This is a genomic window from Microbacterium ginsengiterrae (genome assembly GCF_014205075.1).
Classification (GTDB): domain Bacteria; phylum Actinomycetota; class Actinomycetes; order Actinomycetales; family Microbacteriaceae; genus Microbacterium; species Microbacterium ginsengiterrae.
This window is the reverse complement of the sequence record NZ_JACHMU010000001.1, coordinates 419,317-436,434: the sequence shown is the minus strand read 5'-3', so window position 1 is coordinate 436,434 and position 17,118 is coordinate 419,317. Positions and strand designations below refer to the sequence as shown.

The window sequence follows — 17,118 nt, the reverse complement described above, 5'->3', positions numbered from 1 at the left end:
GGCGGCTCTCACCCCAGGAGCAGTGTCGCCGTCAGGAGAACGGGTATGCAGCCGATCGTCGTGATGAACACGGTGTCCCGCGATATCGACTCGCCGATGTCGTAGCGCTGCGAGTAGTTGAAGACGTTCTGCGCCGTCGGGAGCGCGGCGAGGACGACGACGATGAGCACCTCTCGCGCGGGCAGACCGAAGGCGAACTGCGCGACGACCCAGGCGACGACGGGCATCGCCAGCAGCTTCAGCGTGCTCGCGAGCAGGACGTCCCTGCGGTGGCCTGCGGTGCCGAGGACGCGCTGACCGACCAGGGAGATGCCGTAGCTGATCAGCAGCACGGGGACACAGGCGTTGGCGATCAGCGTGGTCGGCTCGATGACCAGGGGAGGAAGGTCGATGCCGAGCACGGACACGAGCGTTCCGAGCACGGAGCCGACGATGATCGGGTTCCTCGCCGTCCGCACGAATGTGCGCCACATCGATGTCCGGCCGCTGGTGACCGTGTCCAGGATCGCCAACGACACGGGCGTGAACACGAGAAGCTGCATGAGGATCACCGGGGCCGGGTACGCGGCACTTCCGAGGAGATACAGCGAGAGGGGGATGCCGATGTTGTTCGAGTTCACCTGCCCCGCCGAGAGAGCGCCGATGACGGTCTCGCCCACGCCTCGCCGCCACAGCAACCTGGCGACGACGGCGTGCACCGCGATGACGGCGAGGGCGGCGATCGCCGAGACGGGAAGCAACGAGGAGAACAGCACCCTCGTGTCCGCCTGCGCGAGGACGACGAACAGCAGGAACGGAGAGAGGACGAAGAACGTCAGACGCCCGAGGACGTGGCGGGCGTGCGGGCCGAGCAGGTCGATCCTGCCGATGATGTACCCGACGGCGATCGCGAGCCCCACCACGGCGAATCCGGTGAGAGTATCGAGCACTCTTCGAGCGTAGCGGCCGGGTGGCGACCGGCAGCCCGAGGGGTGCTTTTTTTGCCGCTCACCGGGAAATTTGACTTCCCCCAGGAACCGGCTATGGTCATGATCACACCGCCAACCGGAAGGAAAGGGGAAGCGAGTAACGATGGCAGGCAAGACGCCGACGGCGAAGGCCGGGAAGAAGACGCCGCAGCTCACGCTCAAGGAGAAACGAGCGGCGAAGCGCGCGAAGCAGGGGCCGGTGCCCTTCATCAAGCCACGCAAGGGCGCGTCAGGCTGACACGACGAAGGGCCCGGTTCCCGAGGGCCAGGGGAGTCGCAGGGGCGTGACCTGCGGCTCCCCTTTTCTTATGCCTCCGTGTGTGGTCGGTCCTGTCAGCGAAGGCGCCGACGCAGTTCCTCCGCGGCCTGGACGACAGCGGCCGCGGCGTCAGGAGGCTCCGGTCCGTCGCTCGACCAGGTGGTCGCGATGCCGGCGATCGGCCAGCCGGACGCGTCGAGGACCGCCGCTCCGACCGACCGCGTGCCGTCGGTCACCTCTCCGTCCTCCGAGGCGTGACCTGCGACCCGGATGCCGCGCAGCAGCTCGCGCAGCTCGCGGGGTGTGCGGGGGCCGCGGCCGGTCCGCGTCGAGAAGGCGGCGACGTCCGGGTAGAGCGCGCGCACCTGCTCGGCAGGCAGGGCGGCGAGCATGGCGCGACCCGTCGCGGTGAGATGCGCGGGCAGTCGGACGCCGACGTCGGTCACGAGTGCCGGTCGTCGGGGCGCGCGTTCCTCGACGATGTAGATGACGTCGGCTCCGCTGAGAACTCCGAGGTGCGTGCTCTCGCCGAGTCGGTCGGCGAGAGCGGCGACCAGGGGGCGCCCGAGCCTCGCCAGCGGCTGCTGTCGGGCGAAACCGCCGGCGAGCTCGGAAGCCGTGGTTCCCAGTGCCCATCTGCGCTCCTCGAGGAGGTGCAGCACGAAACCGTGCGCGGCGAGCGTGTTCAACAGGTGATGCACGGTCGAGCGCGGGAGGTGGAGCTCGCGGGCGATGGCGGATGCCGCCACCGGGGCGGGGCGGGCTGCCATGTGCCGCAGGATCCGGAGGGTCTGGTCCGCCGCTGGGACCTGCGGGCCGCACCCTCGATTGTCTGGGATCACAGACACAGGATGTCACGGGCGCCTGCCGGGCGCCATCGGGCTGGTGTGGAATCGAGGCATGCCCCACCCCATCCGCATCGGAGACGCCGTCCTCACCCCGGCCCAGGTCGTCGCCGTGGCCAGAGACGGCGCACCCGTCGCACTCGCCGACGGCGCCCGCGCGCGCATCCAGGAATCCCGCGCGATCATCGACGCGCTCGCGGCCGACGAGAATCCGCACTACGGAGTCTCGACCGGATTCGGCGCCCTCGCGACGACCTTCATCGCGCCGGAGCGGCGTCGTCAGTTGCAGGCGAGCCTCATCCGCTCGCATGCCGCGGGCACCGGCGCAGAAGTCGAGACCGAGGTCGTTCGCGCCCTGCAGCTGCTGCGGCTGCAGACGCTCGCCTCCGGACGCACGGGAGTCCGCACGGTCGTCGTGGAGACGTACGCGGCCATGCTCAACGCCGGCATCACGCCCGTCGTGCGCGAGTACGGATCACTGGGGTGCTCCGGCGACCTTGCTCCTCTCGCCCACATCGCGCTCGCCGCGATGGGGGAGGGCGACGTGCGCGTCGACGGCGCGCTCATGCCGGCATCCGATGCGCTCGCCGCCGCCGGAATCAGCGCGCTCGCCTTCGAGGAGAAGGAAGGGCTCGCCCTCATCAACGGCACCGACGGGATGCTGGGGATGCTGGTGCTGGCGCTGCACGACCTCGGGACACTGTTGACCACGGCGGATGTCGCCGCGGCGATGTCGATCGAGAGCCAGCTCGGCACCGACGCGGTTTTCGCCGCCGACCTCATGGCACTGCGACCGCAGGCAGGACAGGCGGATTCCGCTGCCGGCCTCCGCCGGTTCCTCGGCGGTTCGCCGATGGTCGCCAGCCATCGCGGGCCGGAGGACGGTCGCGTGCAGGACGCCTATTCGCTGCGCTGCGCACCCCAGGTCAACGGTGCGGCACGCGACACCATGGCGCACGCAGCGACGATCGCGTCACGAGAGCTGGCCAGCGTGATCGACAACCCCGTCGTGACCGTCGACGGCCGGATCGAGTCCAACGGCAACTTCCACGGGGCGCCGGTCGCCGCCGTCCTCGACTTCCTGGCGATCTCGGTCGCCGACGTCGCCTCGGCGTCGGAGCGCCGCACCGATCGGGCCCTCGACCCTGCGCGCAACCGCGGACTCCCGCCATTCCTCGCGCACGAGGTCGGCGTCGACTCCGGCCTCATGATCGCCCAGTACGCCGCGGCAGGGATCGTCTCGGAGCTCAAGCGTCTCGCCGTGCCGGCATCGGTCGATTCGATCCCGTCCTCCGCCATGCAGGAGGATCACGTCTCGATGGGGTGGGCGGCGGCGCGCAAGCTGCGCCGGGCCGTCGACGGGCTCGCCAGAGTGCTCGCGATCGAGGTGCTCACCGCCGCCAGAGCCATCGACCTGCGTGCGCCCCTCGAGGCAGGACCGGCGACCGGGGCCGTGCGCGATCTCGTGCGCACGGTGGCCGCGGGGCCCGGTCCCGACCGGTTCCTCTCGCCCGAGATGGAAGCCGTCACCGAACTCGTCCGATCGGGCGCCGTCGCTCGCACCGCAGAGGAGAACACTCATGCCTGACATCCACGCCCCGCGGGGTCCGGAGCGCACCGCGAAGAGCTGGGGAGCCGAGGCCGCCAAGCGGATGCTGATGAACAACCTCGACCCCGAAGTGGCCGAGCACCCGGAGGACCTCGTCGTCTACGGCGGCACCGGCCGCGCCGCGCGCAGCTGGGCGGCGTACGACGCCATCGTGCGAACACTCGACGAGCTCGAGCCCGACGAGACGCTCCTCGTGCAGTCCGGAAAACCCGTGGGCGTCTTCCGCACGCACGAGTGGGCGCCGCGCGTGCTCATCGCCAACTCGAATCTGGTCGGAGACTGGGCGACGTGGCCGGAGTTCCGCCGCCTCGAGGCGCTCGGGCTGACCATGTACGGGCAGATGACCGCCGGGTCCTGGATCTACATCGGCACACAGGGCATCCTCCAGGGGACCTATGAGACGTTCGCCGCGGTCGCGCGCTCGCTCGGCCGCGAGTCGCTCGCCGGAACTCTCACCCTCACCGGCGGCGCGGGAGGCATGGGCGGCGCGCAGCCGCTCGCGGTGACCATGAACGGCGGAGCGGTCCTCATCGTCGACGTCGACGAGACCCGACTCGCTCGTCGTGTCGCCCACGGTTACCTCGATCGGCACACGGCCGATCTGGACCAGGCCGTGTCTGACGTCCTCGCCGCCAAGGACGCCGGCGAGGCGCTCTCCGTCGGAGTCGTCGGCAATGCGGCCGACGTCTTCCCGGAGCTGCTGCGCCGCGGCATCCCGATCGACATCGTCACCGACCAGACCAGTGCGCATGACCCGCTCGCCTATCTTCCGCAGGGCATCGCGGTCGCGGATTGGGCGGCGGAGGCCGAACGCGACCCGGAGGAGTTCACCCGACGCGCACGGCTGTCCATGGCGGAGCACGTCGCCGCGATGGTCGGATTCCAGGATGCCGGCGCCGCCGTCTTCGACTACGGCAACTCCATCCGACGCGAGGCGGAGCTCGGGGGCTTCGCGCGGGCATTCGCCTTCCCCGGCTTCGTGCCGGCGTACATCCGGCCGCTGTTCGCCGAGGGCAAGGGGCCGTTCCGTTGGGTCGCCCTGTCGGGCGACCCGGCGGACATCGCCGCCACCGACCGCGCGGTGAAGGAGCTGTTCCCCGAGGACGCCGCCCTCCACCGGTGGATCGACCAGGCGGGGGAGAAGGTGCACTTCGAGGGGCTGCCGGCTCGGATCTGCTGGCTCGGCTACAAGGAGCGTCACCGCGCGGGGCTGCGGTTCAACGAGATGGTGGCGTCGGGCGAGTTGAAGGCCCCCATCGTGATCGGGCGCGACCACCTGGACGCCGGGTCCGTCGCCTCCCCCTACCGGGAGACCGAGGCGATGGCCGACGGTTCGGATGCGATCGCCGACTGGCCACTGCTGAACGCACTGCTGAACACCGCATCCGGCGCCTCCTGGGTGTCGCTGCACCACGGCGGCGGCGTGGGGATCGGGCGCAGCATCCATGCCGGTCAGGTGACGGTGGCCGATGGGACGGCGCTGGCGGCGGAGAAGCTCGAACGCGTCCTCACCAATGACCCCGGTACCGGGGTCATGCGCCACGTCGACGCCGGATACGATCGCGCCCGCGAGGTCGCGCACGAGCGCGGCCTGAAGATCCCGATGGTGTGAGGACGGAGACGAGATGGCGATGCGCACGCTGATCACCGACATCGGTGAGCTCACCACGCACACCGCGGCGGGGGTCCTCCGCGACGCCGCCGTCCTCATCGAAGGCGATCGCATCGCATGGCTGGGCGCGGCCTCCGACGCGCCGACCGGCGACGGGGACCTCGTGGTCGTCGATGCGGCGGGCCGGGCTGTCATCCCCGGGTTCATCGACAGCCACAGCCACATCGTCTTCGCCGGAGACCGCGCGGCCGAGTTCGAGGCGCGCATGGCGGGCGGGACGTATGCCGCCGGCGGCATCCGATCCACCGTCGCCGCCACACGCGCCGCCGAGGAGCACGAACTCCGGCGGCGGCTGCGCGGCTTCATCGACGAGATGCGCGCGCAGGGGACGACGACCGTCGAGGTCAAGAGCGGATACGGGCTCGACGTCGCGACCGAAGAGCGGTCGGTTCGGCTCGCCGCCGAGGTGACGGACGAGGTGACCTTCCTCGGTGCGCATGTCGTTCCCGCCGAATACGCGGAGGATCCAGACGGCTACGTCGACCTTGTGATCGGGCCGATGCTCGACGCCTGCGCACCGTATGCGCGGTGGATCGATGTGTTCTGCGAGACCGGAGCGTTCACCGTCGAGCAGTCGCGGCGCGTGCTCGAGGCGGGGATCGCCCGAGGGCTGCTGCCCCGCATCCACGCGGCGCAACTCGGCTCGGGGGACGGCGTGCGCATGGCCGTCGCGCTCGGGGCGGCGTCCGTCGACCACGGCACCTACCTCGCCGACGAGGACATCGCGGCGCTCGCGGAGTCCGACACGGTGCTCACCCTCCTGCCGGGTGTCGAATTCTCCACACGTCAGCCCTACCCCGACGCCCGACGGCTCATCGACGCAGGGGTGACGGTCGCGCTCGCGTGCGACACCAATCCCGGGTCGAGCTTCACCTCCTCCATGCCGTTCTGCATCGCCGTCGCGGTGCGCGAGATGGGGATGACCCCACGGGAGGCCCTCTGGGCCGCCACCGCCGGAGGTGCTGCGGCCCTCCGCCGCGACGACATCGGCCGCGTCGACGTCGGCATGCGCGCCGATCTCATCCTGCTCGCGGCGCCCAGTCACGTCCACCTGTCGTACCGCCCCGGCGTCCCCCTCATCGCCGGGGTGTGGAAGGACGGCGTCACCGTCTAGACCGCGGGCACCGCCGACCACTCGATCGCCGCGCACACGACGAGGCCGATCAGCGCGATCGCGGCCATCGCGAGCATGAGCACCGCCATGATCTTCAGACGGCGCTCACGCTGCGTGACAAGCCAGCGACTCGCGAGGAGTGCGGCGAACAGCACCACCACGAGGATCGCGGTGACCCAAGCCACCGGAGCGGACGCGCGAGGTGCGATGACGGTGAGCAGGCTCAGCGGCACGAGGCAGATCAGCACGAACAGACCGGACACGACGATCCAGATGGTGCCGTCCGACGACCGCAGCGCCGGCTGATTCACCATACGGGTGGGGTCGGTGCGGGTCTCGGACCGCGTCGTTCTCTGCGCCATGTCGGCCTCCTTCCCTCCCACTATCGAGGACAGCCGCGGTGCGCGCAGGGGCCTTTCGTCGATGCCTCGGAGACGCTATGGTCCCGCGTTCACGCGGACGACCGTCCGACGAGGCCGGCGAGGAGCTCGAGCACGCACAGCGCTGCCAGACGGACCGTGCGGCCGTCCTCGGCATCGGCGGTGGCATCCACCTCCGCGATGTCGGCGCTGACCACGCGCGCATCCGATGCCACCGCACGGGTGAGGGACCGCAGCTCCCACGCCGCGAGACCGCCGGGGATACTGGCAGGACAACCCGGTGCGACGGAGCGGTCGCAGACATCGACGTCGATGTCGAGGTGGACGCGCCCTGGGCCGGCGCCGGCCACGTCCACCGCCTCGGCGACGACGTCGTCGATGCCGCGGCGTCGCACGTCGTCGAGGGTGATGACGCGGATGCCCCAGTCAGTTGCGCGCCAGGCGTATGCGCTCGAGTTGGCGAAGTCCGCGATGCCGATCTGCACGATGCGACGCGGGTCGATCCTGGATGTCGGTGTCGCCGACCTTGCGGGCGCATCCTCGACGAGTCTGCGGACCGGGGTGCCGTTGGAGACGCCGTCTCGAAGATCGAAGTGCGCATCGAACGTGATGAGGCCGGACGCCTGCGCGCCCAGTGCGACCGGGTAGGTCAGCGAGTTGTCTCCGCCGAGGGCGACGACGAACGCGGGCGCTAGGGCGCGCACGCGTTCGATGACGGCCGCTTCGCCCGCCTCGCCGTCCGGCTCATCGATGTCGCCGGCATCCTGGATCCTCAGCACATCGGCGAGGTCGACGGGCGGCGGACCCATCAGCGTCGTGCTGTACCTCTGCAGCGCCTCCCGGACGGCGCGAGGGGTCGCATGAGCGCCCGTCGGTGAAAGGGACGTGCGCCAGGTTGGGACGCCGAGCAGTGCGGCGGCGGCGGTGCCGTCGAATGCCGGCCAGGAGCCGGCGCGCGGCCACAGCGGGTCGTGGGAGAGAGGCATGATCACACTCCAGGGATCACGGCGTGGGCGATGGAGAAGATCGCGAGCCCGGCGAGGGCGCCGACCACCGTGCCGTTCAGGCGGATGTACTGCAGATCCCGGCCCACCATGAGCTCGATCTTCTCCGTGGTCTCCGCGGGGTCCCACCGCTCGACGGTGTCGGTGATGATGGACGCGATGTCGTGCCGGTAGCGGTCGACGAGGAAGACGGCGGCATCGGACACCCAGGTGTCCACGCGGCGCTGCAGAGCGGCATCCGTCGTCAGACGGTCCCCGACCTCCTCGATCGCCTGGACGGCACGGACACGGAGGCCGCTGTCCTCGTCCGCCAGCGACCGGATCAGCCCGTTCTTCGCGGTGTTCCAGGCCTCGGCCGCCAGTGCTCCGACGCGGGGGCTGTCGAACAGCGACGCCTTGGCGTTCTCGAGCTTCCGGCGCGTGTCCTGGTCGTTCTGCAGGTTCTCCGCGAGGCGACCGAGGTAGCCGTCGATCGCGCGCCGGGCGGGGTGATGCGGGTCCTCACGCACAGCGGCGACGAACTTCACCGCCTCGTGGTGGACGGTGTCGTCGACGAAGCGGTGTGCGAGGCGCGGCACCCACGACGGCAGGCGCCGGGAGACGAGTCCGGAGAAGGCGGCGGCGTTCGCGTCGAGCCACGCGGCGATGGTGTCTGCGGCGAGGTCGACGGCGCCGTGGTGGGCCCCTGACTCGACGATCTTCTCCAGCCAGGCGCCGGCAGGCGGGCCCCACTCGGGCTCCACGAGGTGCTCACGGGCGAGGTCGCTGATGAGATCGCGCACATCGTCGTCGCTGAGGGCGTTGAGGATCGCGGTCGCGATGGTGGATCCCTCCGCCGCGACTCGCTTGGCGCTCTCCGGCCGGCGGAGCCACTCGCCCGCGCGACGGGCGATGGCGGTCGAGGAGAGCTTGGTGCGCACGACGTCGGCGGCGAGGAAGTTCGTCTCCACGAACTCGCCCAGCGTGCGGCCGATCTCGTCCTTGCGGTTCGGGATGATCGCGGTGTGCGGGATCGGCAGCCCCAGGGGCCGCCGGAAAAGGGCCGTCACCGCGAACCAGTCGGCGAGGGCGCCGACCATCCCGCCCTCGGCGGCGGCGCGGACGTACGAGAGCCACGGATGCCGCTCCTGCAGCCAGAAGGCGATGACGAATGCGACCGCCATGAAGACGAGCGCGCCGAGGGCGATGGCCTTCATCACGCGCAGGGCGCGCAGACGCTCACGATCGGCGGGAGACAGCAGAGCCATCGGAGTGCGCGGCATGCCTGTCATCCTCGCACGCGCGCGAGAGCGCAGCATCCTCCCGACCGCCGCAGCGCCCCCGCCCCACGCCTGCCGCACCAGCCCGCCGCACGCCTGCAGGGCCGGCGCACGGATGCAGGGGCTTTCGGCGGCGTGTCGCCCTGCAGGCGTGCGAGCTCCCTGCACGCGTCCGGTGCGACCCGTGCGCGGTAGCCTCGATTCGTGATCGAAGACATCAAGAAGCGCGCTCTGCATCGCACGAGCATCCTCGAGGGTCAGCTGCGCGGCGTCACCCGCATGATCGAGGGCGAGGAGTACTGCATGGACATCATCACGCAGTCGCGCGCCATCCAGAAGTCGCTGGAGTCACTCAACCGGCTGCTGCTGGAGAACCACCTGCGCACGCATGTCGCGCACATGTTCGAGAACGGCGGCGAGGAGCGGGAGCAGGCCGTCGACGAACTGCTGAAGGCGTTCGACTTCGACCGGAGGTGACGTCGCGGCGTCGGAGGGAGCTTTCGACCCGCGTACCTCGCTGCCGGCGTTTCGTCTTCGGCGCTGCGCGCCTGCGCTCAACGACCCGCGTACCGGCGCTGCGCGCCCGTCCGACGGGTCGTTGAGCGAGCGCAGCGAGACGAAACGGGGTGAGCGAGCCGAAGGCGAGTCGAAGCCGCCGCTCAACCCTGCAGAGGTCCGAGCAGCGCGCTCGCCGCGGCGGAGTGCGCGGACTCCGGATCCGACGGATGGAACATGCCGGCCAGCACGTCGCGGTACAGGCGCGAGAGCTCGTTGGAGGAGAAGTAGGCTCCGCCGCCCGCGGTGAGGACGGCCTGGTCGACCACGTGCTTGGCCATCGTGACCGCCCGGTGCTTCGTCCCCGACAGGAGTGTGAACCACAGCGCGCCGTGGTCCGCCTGCTCATCGACGTCGCGAGCGAGCGCGGCGATCTGCGGCGGGAGGGCCTCGTAGGCGAGGCTCATGTCGGCGATGCGCCAGCGGATGTCGGGGTCCTGGCTGTACGCCAGTCCTGTCTTCTTCGAGGTCCGCTTCTGCGCGGTCTGCACCGCGAGGTCGAGCGCGCGCCGCGCGACACCGGTGTACACCGAAGCGAGGAGCAGCTCGAAGACGCTGAAGATGCCGAAGATGATCGGGTCCGCACCCGGCCCCGGATCGATCCGGCGCACGACGTGCTCTGCGGCGGCGACGGCACCGTCGATCCGGGTCGTGCGGCTCTGGGTCGCCCGCATGCCGAGCGTGTCCCAGTCGTCGCTCGTGGTCACGGCATCCGTGCGGTCGATGAACGCGAAGACGAGTTTCGGACCATCCGGAGAGGTGGTGTCGAGTCCGTGCAGACCGAGTTTCGTCCACACCGGCGCCAGCGACGTGAAGATCTTCGTACCGGTGAACGAGTACGCACCGTCGCCCTGTGGGGTCGCCTCGGTGTCGCTGCCGAACAGGACGAGGTCGTTGCCCGCCTCGCTGATGCCGAACGCGAAGACGTCCCCGGCGACCGCGCCGTCCTGCACGAATTCCAGGCCGGGGACTCCTCGGTCGCTGAACACCTTCGCCACGCCCGTCCAGACGAGATGCATGTTGATCGCGAGCGCGGTCGCGGGGGATGCCGTCGCCAGGCGCTGCTGCAGGATCGCGGCCTGCTCGAGGCTCAGTCCGGCGCCGCCGCGTTCGGTCGGGACGAGGATCGACAGGTATCCGGCCGCTCGGAGTTCAGCGAGATCCTGCTCGGGGAAGGTGTTCTCGCGGTCGTGGATCGGTGCGCGCTCCCTGATCCGCTCCAGGAGGTCGTCGGGCAGGAACAGGGTCGGGTCGAACGTCACAGAAGTGCCTCCAGCAGTCGTCGGATGGTGTCGTCCGGTCGGTCGCGGTGCGGAGAGTGCCCCGCGCCGGACACGACCGACATCGAGATGCGCTCATTCGACGCGAGCACCTGGTGCGCGACATCCCCGGTGAAGAGGCTGTACACGTCGGGGTCGGCGCCGATGATGTGCGTGGGGACCGTCAGGCGCGCGGCATCCGCCCGCACATCCCACGGGGAGTTCTGCGCGCTGGTCTGCTCGACGGCCCACTGGCTGCCTCTGCTGACCGCGTCGATCTTGAGTTCGTGATCCTGCGGATGCCAGTGCGGATGCTCTTCGCGGACCACCTCGATCCGGTTGTCGGCGAAGGCGCGTTCCTGGCTGCGTCGGATGATCTGCGCGTCCCGTCCTTCCACGAGGATGGCCGGGTCGATGAGCACCAGGCGCTCCGTCCAGTCGGGGGAGGAGGCGGCAGCGACCGTGCTCGACGCGCCGCCGAGCGAGTGACCGATCACCGCGCCCCACGCGCCGCCATGGGCGGCGCGGGTCGCGACGAGGTCGGCGGCGTAGGCGGCCACGGTGTAGTCCTGCGTGCGCGGTGCGGCGCCGTGGCCGCGCAGGTCGACGGCCGTCGCGTGCCAGCCCGCGTCGGCGAGGGCCTCGCCCAGTCGCCACATCAAGGCTGCCGAGGATCCGAGCCCGTGCACCAGGAGGGCTGCATCGGCGGATGCCGGGTCGCCCCACGCCATGCGCGGCAATGTCACAACACTCACGAGTCCAGCCTAGGAGTGCCCACGTCGGCGCGCACGGAACAGCGTCGATGCTCCGGGTCAGTCCAGGGGAGGCATGTCCTCGGCGATCCGCAGCACACGAGCCGCGGAGGCGTGACCGGCCTGAAGGCGATCGGCCAGGGGCAGATCCTCGAGTGTGGCTGAGAGGAATCCGGCGGCGAACGCGTCGCCCGCGCCGACCGGCTCGACGACATCGACCGTCGGTGCGGCGACGAACACGGGCTCGTCGGAGCCCGCGAACGCGGTGGCGCCGACGTCGCCGTCTTTCACGACCAGCAGACCGCAGGTCGGCAGGAACGCCCTGATCTCGGATGCCGTCGCCGTGCCCCAGATGCGCTCGGCCTCATCCCGTCCGACGAACGCGATGTCCGCGGCGTCTGCCAGACGGGCGAGTGTGGCGGCGGCATCCGACATCGACCAAAGTGCGCGCCGGTCGTTCACGTCGAACGACATCAGCGCGCCGGCGGCTCTGGCGTCCGCGAACAGGCGATCGACCATTGCTGTGCAGTCGGGGGACAGCGCGGGGGTGATCCCGGTGGTGTGCACGATGCGTGCGCCGGCGATGCGCTCCGGTGGAAGCAGGCCCGGCATCATGCGGGATGCGGCGGAACCCCTGCGGTAGTAGTGGGTGGACGAGCCTTCCGGACGAGGGTCCTTGAACATCACTCCCGTCGGAGCGTCGTCGTCCTCGTCGATCCAGAGTTCGATGCCGCGGCGGGCGAGTTCGGAGGAGATGCGCGTGCCGAGCGGATCGGCGCCGAGGCGCGAGGCCCAGGCCGCGCGGTGCCCGGCGGCGACGAGGCCGGCTGCGACGTTCGATTCGGCGCCGGCGAGGGTGATCGTGGCCGTGTGCGCGTCGGCCAGCGGGGCGCCGGTCGGCGTGACGAGAGCCATCGTCTCGCCGACGCAGATGATCTCGGGGGTGGAAGCAGGGGGAGTGGTGGAGGCAGAGGTCATGTGGGAGTGATCGTCGAGACGGGTTCTGTGTCGGGGTACGGGCTGGGGTCGCGGTGGCGGAGGTCCGGCAGGAAGCGGACGCAGGAGACGGCCACGATGACTCCGACGATAGCGAACAGTGCGGCGGCGAGGTATGCGCCCTGCGGGCCGCCGGTGCCGTCGACGAGGAATCCGGCGATCGCGGAGCCGGATGCTGCGCCGATGAGCTGACCGGTGCCCGCCCAGCCGAACGCCTCGGCCGTCTCGCTGAACTTCACACTCGCGGTGGTGATCGCGAACAGTACGGCGAGGGCAGGGGCGACCCCCAGTCCTGCGAGCAGCAGCGCGCCGCCGAGCCAGAAGATGTTGAGCACGACCATGGTGAGCGCGAGACCGACGGTGACGATCAGCATTCGGCGCGCGATCGCCCACGGGCCGATCGGGATGTGACCGAACGACAGTCCGCCCACCAGGCTTCCGACCGCGAAGACGGCGAGAACGATGCCGGCTTCCAGGCTGCCGTGGTCGAAGTTCGCGACGACCCCGACCTCGACGGCGGAGCATGCACCGATCAGGAGGAATCCGATGACGGTGGCCAGCAGGACCGGCGGCTTCGCGAGCACCTTGCCCAGCTTGCGACGGCTGCGCGGGATGCGCACGCGGCCGAGCTCTGGTGCACTGATGAACCAACCGCATCCGAGGACCATGATGATCGCGACGAGCAGCAGACCCTCTGCGGTGCCCACCTGTGTGGACACGAGCGTGATCACCACCGGCGCGAGGATCCAGATGATCTCCTGCAACGACGCATCGAGCGAGAACAGCGGCGTGAGCTGAGAGGAGTTGACGAGCTTGGGATAGATCGTGCGCACGGCCGACTGGATCGGGGGAGTGGAGAGCCCGGCGAGCATGCCGAACGCCATGTATCCGGCGAGGTTCAGGGGGAGCAGGCCGAGAGCGAGCAGGGCGAGCACGCAGACCGACGTGGTGAGGGAGAGCACGCGGCGCATGCCCCACACGCCCATCCAGCGGCTGGTCACAGGGCCCGCAACGGCCTGTCCGACGGAGGTCGCAGCCAGCACGAGACCTGCCGCCCCGTAGGAGCCTGTCTGCTGCTCCACGTGGAGCAGCACTGCCAGCGATGTCATCCCGCTGGGGAAGCGCGCCGTCAACTGTGAGACGATCATGCGCCCCACACCCGGCGTGCGAAGAAGATCCCGATATCCCGCCACAGCACAACGCTAGTGGGCCTGCGCAGGGGCGCGCACACAGCCCGTGAGGACGACACGCCGCGACACGCCGCGACACGCCGGAGGGGTGATTCCACAGACGATCGGATGTCCGAACCCGTCCGTAACGTCCCACCTGTGGATGGATTTCCCGCCGCGCTCCGAGAACCGCGAGATACCGCGCTTCGCGGGGTCCGAAATCCTTTCGCCGGTTGTGGATGAAACGGTGGACAACCTGTGTTGTAACCAGTGGAGAACGGTGGAAAACTACAGGGATGTAACTACTATCCCTTGTGGTCACTTCCAATGTCCGTCCCTATATGTAGTATTGAGATCCCGGCGGAGGTCTGCCGGGAAAACCTGGATCTGAGGGGAAAGAAATGGCGATCACGGTCTACACCAAGCCTTCGTGCGTGCAGTGCAACGCGACGTACCGCGCGCTCGACGCGAAGGGCATCGAATACGAGATCCACGACCTCTCCGAGGACGCTGCAGCGCTCGAACAGGTCAAGGCCCTCGGGTACATGCAGGCACCCGTCGTCGTCACCGACGAGGGTCACTGGTCGGGCTTCCGTCCCGACAAGATCAACGAGCTCGCCGCTCGTCTGTCCTGAGGCATCGGACGAGCGCAAGGCCGAGGTGAACGATGAGCACAGTCGCAACGGCTGTTCCGCTCCTGGTCTACTTCTCCAGCACCTCGGGCAACACGGCCAGATTCATCGAGAAGCTGGGCCTCCCTGCGCGTCGCATCCCTCTGCGGAGGGGCGACGGTGAGCTCACCGTCGATGAGCCGTTCGTCCTGATCACCCCCACATACGGGGGTGGCCAGGGGCGTGGCGAGGAGAAGGGCGCTGTTCCCAAACAGGTGATCCGGTTCCTCAACGACGAGCGCAACCGGCGCAACCTCCGCGGTGTCATCTCCGCGGGCAACACCAACTTCGGCGAGTCCTTCGGGCTCGCCGGTGACATCATCAGCCGCAAGTGTCATGTGCCGCACTTGTACCGGCTAGAAGTATTCGGCACGCAGGATGACGTTGATCGCGTGAGCGACGGATTGGAACGATGGTGGACATCGCACTCGAAGAGCAGGCAATGAGCCAGCAGGTGGCGTTCAAGAACAACCCCGCGTACGAGGGGCTGGACTATCACGCCCTCAACGCGATGCTCAATCTGTACGACGCGAACGGGAAGATCCAGTTCGACGCCGACAAGCGTGCCGCACGGGAGTACTTCCTGCAGCACGTCAACCAGAACACCGTGTTCTTCCACTCGCTCAAGGAGCGGCTCGACTACCTCGTCGAGAAGGAGTACTACGAGGGTGAACTGATCGCGAAGTACTCGCTCGAGTTCATCCAGAAGCTCAACGACCTCGCCTACTCGAAGAAGTTCCGCTTCGAGACGTTCCTCGGGGCGTTCAAGTACTACACCAGCTACACGCTGAAGACCTTCGACGGCAAGCGCTACCTCGAGCGCTTCGAGGACCGCGTCGTCATGACCGCGCTGGGTCTCGCCGACGGCGACGAGCAGGTCGCGATCGACCTGGTCGAGGAGATCATCTCCGGACGCTTCCAGCCCGCCACGCCGACCTTCCTCAACGCCGGCAAGGCGCAGCGCGGCGAGCTCGTCAGCTGCTTCCTGCTGCGCATCGAGGACAACATGGAGTCGATCTCGCGCGGCATCAACTCCTCGCTGCAGTTGAGCAAGCGTGGCGGCGGTGTGGCGCTGCTGCTGTCGAACATCCGCGAGTCCGGTGCACCGATCAAGCAGATCGAGAACCAGTCCTCCGGCATCATCCCCGTCATGAAGCTCCTCGAAGACAGCTTCAGCTACGCCAACCAGCTCGGTGCGCGTCAGGGCGCCGGTGCCGTCTACCTCAACGCGCACCACCCCGACATCATGCGCTTCCTCGACACCAAGCGCGAGAACGCCGACGAGAAGATCCGCATCAAGACGCTGTCGCTGGGCGTCGTCGTCCCCGACATCACCTTCGAGCTCGCCAAGAACGGCGAGGACATGTACCTGTTCTCGCCGTACGACGTCGAGAAGGTCTACGGCGTTCCCTTCGGTGACATCTCCGTGACCGAGAAGTACCGCGAGATGGTCGACGACCCGCGCATCAAGAAGACGAAGATCAAGGCGCGCGAGTTCTTCCAGACGATCGCGGAGATCCAGTTCGAGTCCGGGTACCCGTACATCATGTTCGAGGACACGGTGAACAAGGCGAACCCCATCAAGGGCCGGATCAACATGTCCAACCTCTGCAGCGAGATCCTGCAGGTCAACACGCCGACCACGTACAACGAGGACCTCTCGTACGACACGATCGGCAAGGACATCTCCTGCAACCTCGGCTCCATGAATATCGCGCTGGCGATGGACGGGGGCAACCTCGGTGCCACCGTCGAGACCGCGATCCGCGGCCTCACCGCGGTCAGCAACCAGAGCCACATCGCCTCGGTGCGCTCGATCGAGGACGGCAACGACCGTTCGCACGCGATCGGCCTCGGCCAGATGAACCTGCACGGCTACCTGGCGCGCGAGCACGTGCACTACGGCTCCGAAGAGGGCATCGACTTCACGAACATCTACTTCTACACGGTGCTTTACCACGCGCTGCGCGCGTCGAACAAGCTCGCCATCGAGCGGGGAGTCGCCTTCGACGGCTTCGAGGACTCCACCTACGCCTCCGGTGAGTTCTTCGACAAGTACATCGACCAGGCATGGGTCCCGGCCACCGAGAAGGTGAAGGAGCTCTTCGCCGGCCACCACATCCCGACGCAGTCCGACTGGGTCGAGCTCAAGGACAGCATCCAGAAGCACGGCATCTACAACCAGAACCTGCAGGCGGTGCCGCCGACCGGCTCGATCTCGTACATCAACAACTCGACGTCGTCGATCCACCCGATCGCGTCGAAGGTGGAGATCCGCAAGGAAGGCAAGCTCGGCCGCGTCTACTACCCGGCGCCGTTCATGACGAACGACAACCTCGAGTACTACCAGGACGCCTACGAGATCGGCTACGAGAAGGTCATCGACACGTACGCCGCCGCGACGCAGCACGTCGACCAGGGGCTGTCGCTGACGCTGTTCTTCAAGGACACCGCCACCACCCGCGACATCAACAAGGCGCAGATCTACGCATGGCGCAAGGGCATCAAGACGATCTACTACATCCGTCTGCGTCAGCTCGCCCTCGAAGGCACCGACATGACGGAGTGCGTCAGCTGCATGCTCTGATGCACTGAGCAGATCACCG

Annotated in this window: 17 protein-coding genes; 8 read left to right on the top strand and 9 right to left on the bottom strand. The window is 68.7% G+C overall.

Features of this window, described 5'->3' with window-relative positions:
- Window positions 1-8 precede the first annotated feature (8 nt).
- Entirely contained in the window at window positions 9-929 is a 921-nt protein-coding gene (locus tag HD600_RS15135) for an AEC family transporter (RefSeq protein WP_184281276.1), read from the bottom strand.
- 142 nt (window positions 930-1,071) lie between these two features.
- Between HD600_RS15135 and HD600_RS15010 the strand changes: the two genes are divergently transcribed.
- Window positions 1,072-1,206, top strand: a complete 135-nt coding sequence (locus HD600_RS15010; RefSeq protein WP_260980558.1) for a hypothetical protein — start codon at window positions 1,072-1,074, stop codon at window positions 1,204-1,206.
- Window positions 1,207-1,301: 95 nt separating this feature from the next.
- On the opposite strand, the gene HD600_RS02190 is transcribed toward HD600_RS15010, so the two are convergent.
- Window positions 1,302-1,997 carry an IclR family transcriptional regulator gene (locus tag HD600_RS02190; RefSeq protein ID WP_206706066.1) on the bottom strand — a complete coding sequence of 232 codons (696 nt, stop codon included), beginning with the start codon at window positions 1,995-1,997 and terminating at the stop codon, window positions 1,302-1,304.
- A gap of 130 nt (window positions 1,998-2,127) precedes the next feature.
- Between HD600_RS02190 and hutH the strand changes: the two genes are divergently transcribed.
- Genes hutH through hutI form a run of 3 tightly spaced genes read left to right on the top strand, consistent with a single transcriptional unit; the run spans window position 2,128 to window position 6,467 of the window.
- Complete coding sequence (gene hutH / locus HD600_RS02185) at window positions 2,128-3,660, top strand: histidine ammonia-lyase (RefSeq protein WP_184281272.1); 1,533 nt, start codon at window positions 2,128-2,130, stop codon at window positions 3,658-3,660.
- Window positions 3,653-5,293: a urocanate hydratase gene (gene hutU, locus HD600_RS02180; protein WP_184281270.1), complete on the top strand. Its 1,641-nt coding sequence runs from the start codon at window positions 3,653-3,655 to the stop codon at window positions 5,291-5,293. The genes hutH and hutU overlap by 8 nt, the downstream gene beginning before the upstream one ends.
- Before the next feature lie 19 nt (window positions 5,294-5,312).
- Window positions 5,313-6,467 carry an imidazolonepropionase gene (hutI, locus tag HD600_RS02175; RefSeq protein ID WP_184281268.1) on the top strand — a complete coding sequence of 385 codons (1,155 nt, stop codon included), beginning with the start codon at window positions 5,313-5,315 and terminating at the stop codon, window positions 6,465-6,467.
- Here hutI and HD600_RS02170 read toward each other — a convergent pair.
- The 3 genes from HD600_RS02170 to HD600_RS02160 form a co-directional block, all read right to left on the bottom strand.
- Window positions 6,464-6,829, bottom strand: a complete 366-nt coding sequence (locus tag HD600_RS02170) for a hypothetical protein (protein ID WP_184281266.1) — start codon at window positions 6,827-6,829, stop codon at window positions 6,464-6,466. The genes hutI and HD600_RS02170 overlap by 4 nt on opposite strands.
- Window positions 6,830-6,918: 89 nt before the next feature.
- A complete protein-coding gene (locus HD600_RS02165) occupies window positions 6,919-7,833 on the bottom strand; it encodes an agmatinase family protein (RefSeq protein WP_184281264.1) in 915 nt (304 codons plus the stop codon).
- Window positions 7,834-7,835: 2 nt separating this feature from the next.
- Complete coding sequence (locus HD600_RS02160) at window positions 7,836-9,113, bottom strand: DUF445 domain-containing protein (RefSeq protein WP_184281262.1); 1,278 nt, start codon at window positions 9,111-9,113, stop codon at window positions 7,836-7,838.
- A gap of 201 nt (window positions 9,114-9,314) precedes the next feature.
- Between HD600_RS02160 and HD600_RS02155 the strand changes: the two genes are divergently transcribed.
- A complete protein-coding gene (locus HD600_RS02155) occupies window positions 9,315-9,587 on the top strand; it encodes a metal-sensitive transcriptional regulator (RefSeq protein ID WP_144797485.1) in 273 nt (90 codons plus the stop codon).
- A gap of 182 nt (window positions 9,588-9,769) precedes the next feature.
- Here HD600_RS02155 and HD600_RS02150 read toward each other — a convergent pair whose 3' ends face one another.
- From HD600_RS02150 to HD600_RS02135, 4 genes are read right to left on the bottom strand one after another with little or no spacing between them, the layout of a single operon-like run.
- Window positions 9,770-10,927 carry an acyl-CoA dehydrogenase family protein gene (locus HD600_RS02150; protein ID WP_184281260.1) on the bottom strand — a complete coding sequence of 386 codons (1,158 nt, stop codon included), beginning with the start codon at window positions 10,925-10,927 and terminating at the stop codon, window positions 9,770-9,772.
- Complete coding sequence (locus HD600_RS02145; RefSeq protein ID WP_338402268.1) at window positions 10,924-11,679, bottom strand: alpha/beta fold hydrolase; 756 nt, start codon at window positions 11,677-11,679, stop codon at window positions 10,924-10,926. Before HD600_RS02145 ends, HD600_RS02150 begins: the two co-directional genes overlap by 4 nt.
- 57 nt (window positions 11,680-11,736) lie before the next feature.
- Entirely contained in the window at window positions 11,737-12,654 is a 918-nt protein-coding gene (locus HD600_RS02140) for a sugar kinase (RefSeq protein WP_144797481.1), read from the bottom strand.
- Window positions 12,651-13,865, bottom strand: coding sequence for an MFS transporter (locus HD600_RS02135; protein ID WP_184281258.1), 1,215 nt, complete (start codon window positions 13,863-13,865; stop codon window positions 12,651-12,653). Before HD600_RS02135 ends, HD600_RS02140 begins: the two co-directional genes overlap by 4 nt.
- Window positions 13,866-14,242: 377 nt before the next feature.
- Between HD600_RS02135 and nrdH the strand changes: the two genes are divergently transcribed.
- From nrdH to nrdE, 3 genes are read left to right on the top strand one after another with little or no spacing between them, the layout of a single operon-like run.
- Window positions 14,243-14,476: a glutaredoxin-like protein NrdH gene (nrdH, locus tag HD600_RS02130; RefSeq protein WP_144797479.1), complete on the top strand. Its 234-nt coding sequence runs from the start codon at window positions 14,243-14,245 to the stop codon at window positions 14,474-14,476.
- Window positions 14,477-14,508: 32 nt separating this feature from the next.
- Window positions 14,509-14,958, top strand: coding sequence for a class Ib ribonucleoside-diphosphate reductase assembly flavoprotein NrdI (gene nrdI, locus HD600_RS02125; protein ID WP_184281256.1), 450 nt, complete (start codon window positions 14,509-14,511; stop codon window positions 14,956-14,958).
- Complete coding sequence (nrdE, locus tag HD600_RS02120; RefSeq protein WP_184284619.1) at window positions 14,955-17,099, top strand: class 1b ribonucleoside-diphosphate reductase subunit alpha; 2,145 nt, start codon at window positions 14,955-14,957, stop codon at window positions 17,097-17,099. The genes nrdI and nrdE overlap by 4 nt, the downstream gene beginning before the upstream one ends.
- Window positions 17,100-17,118: the final 19 nt, after the last annotated feature.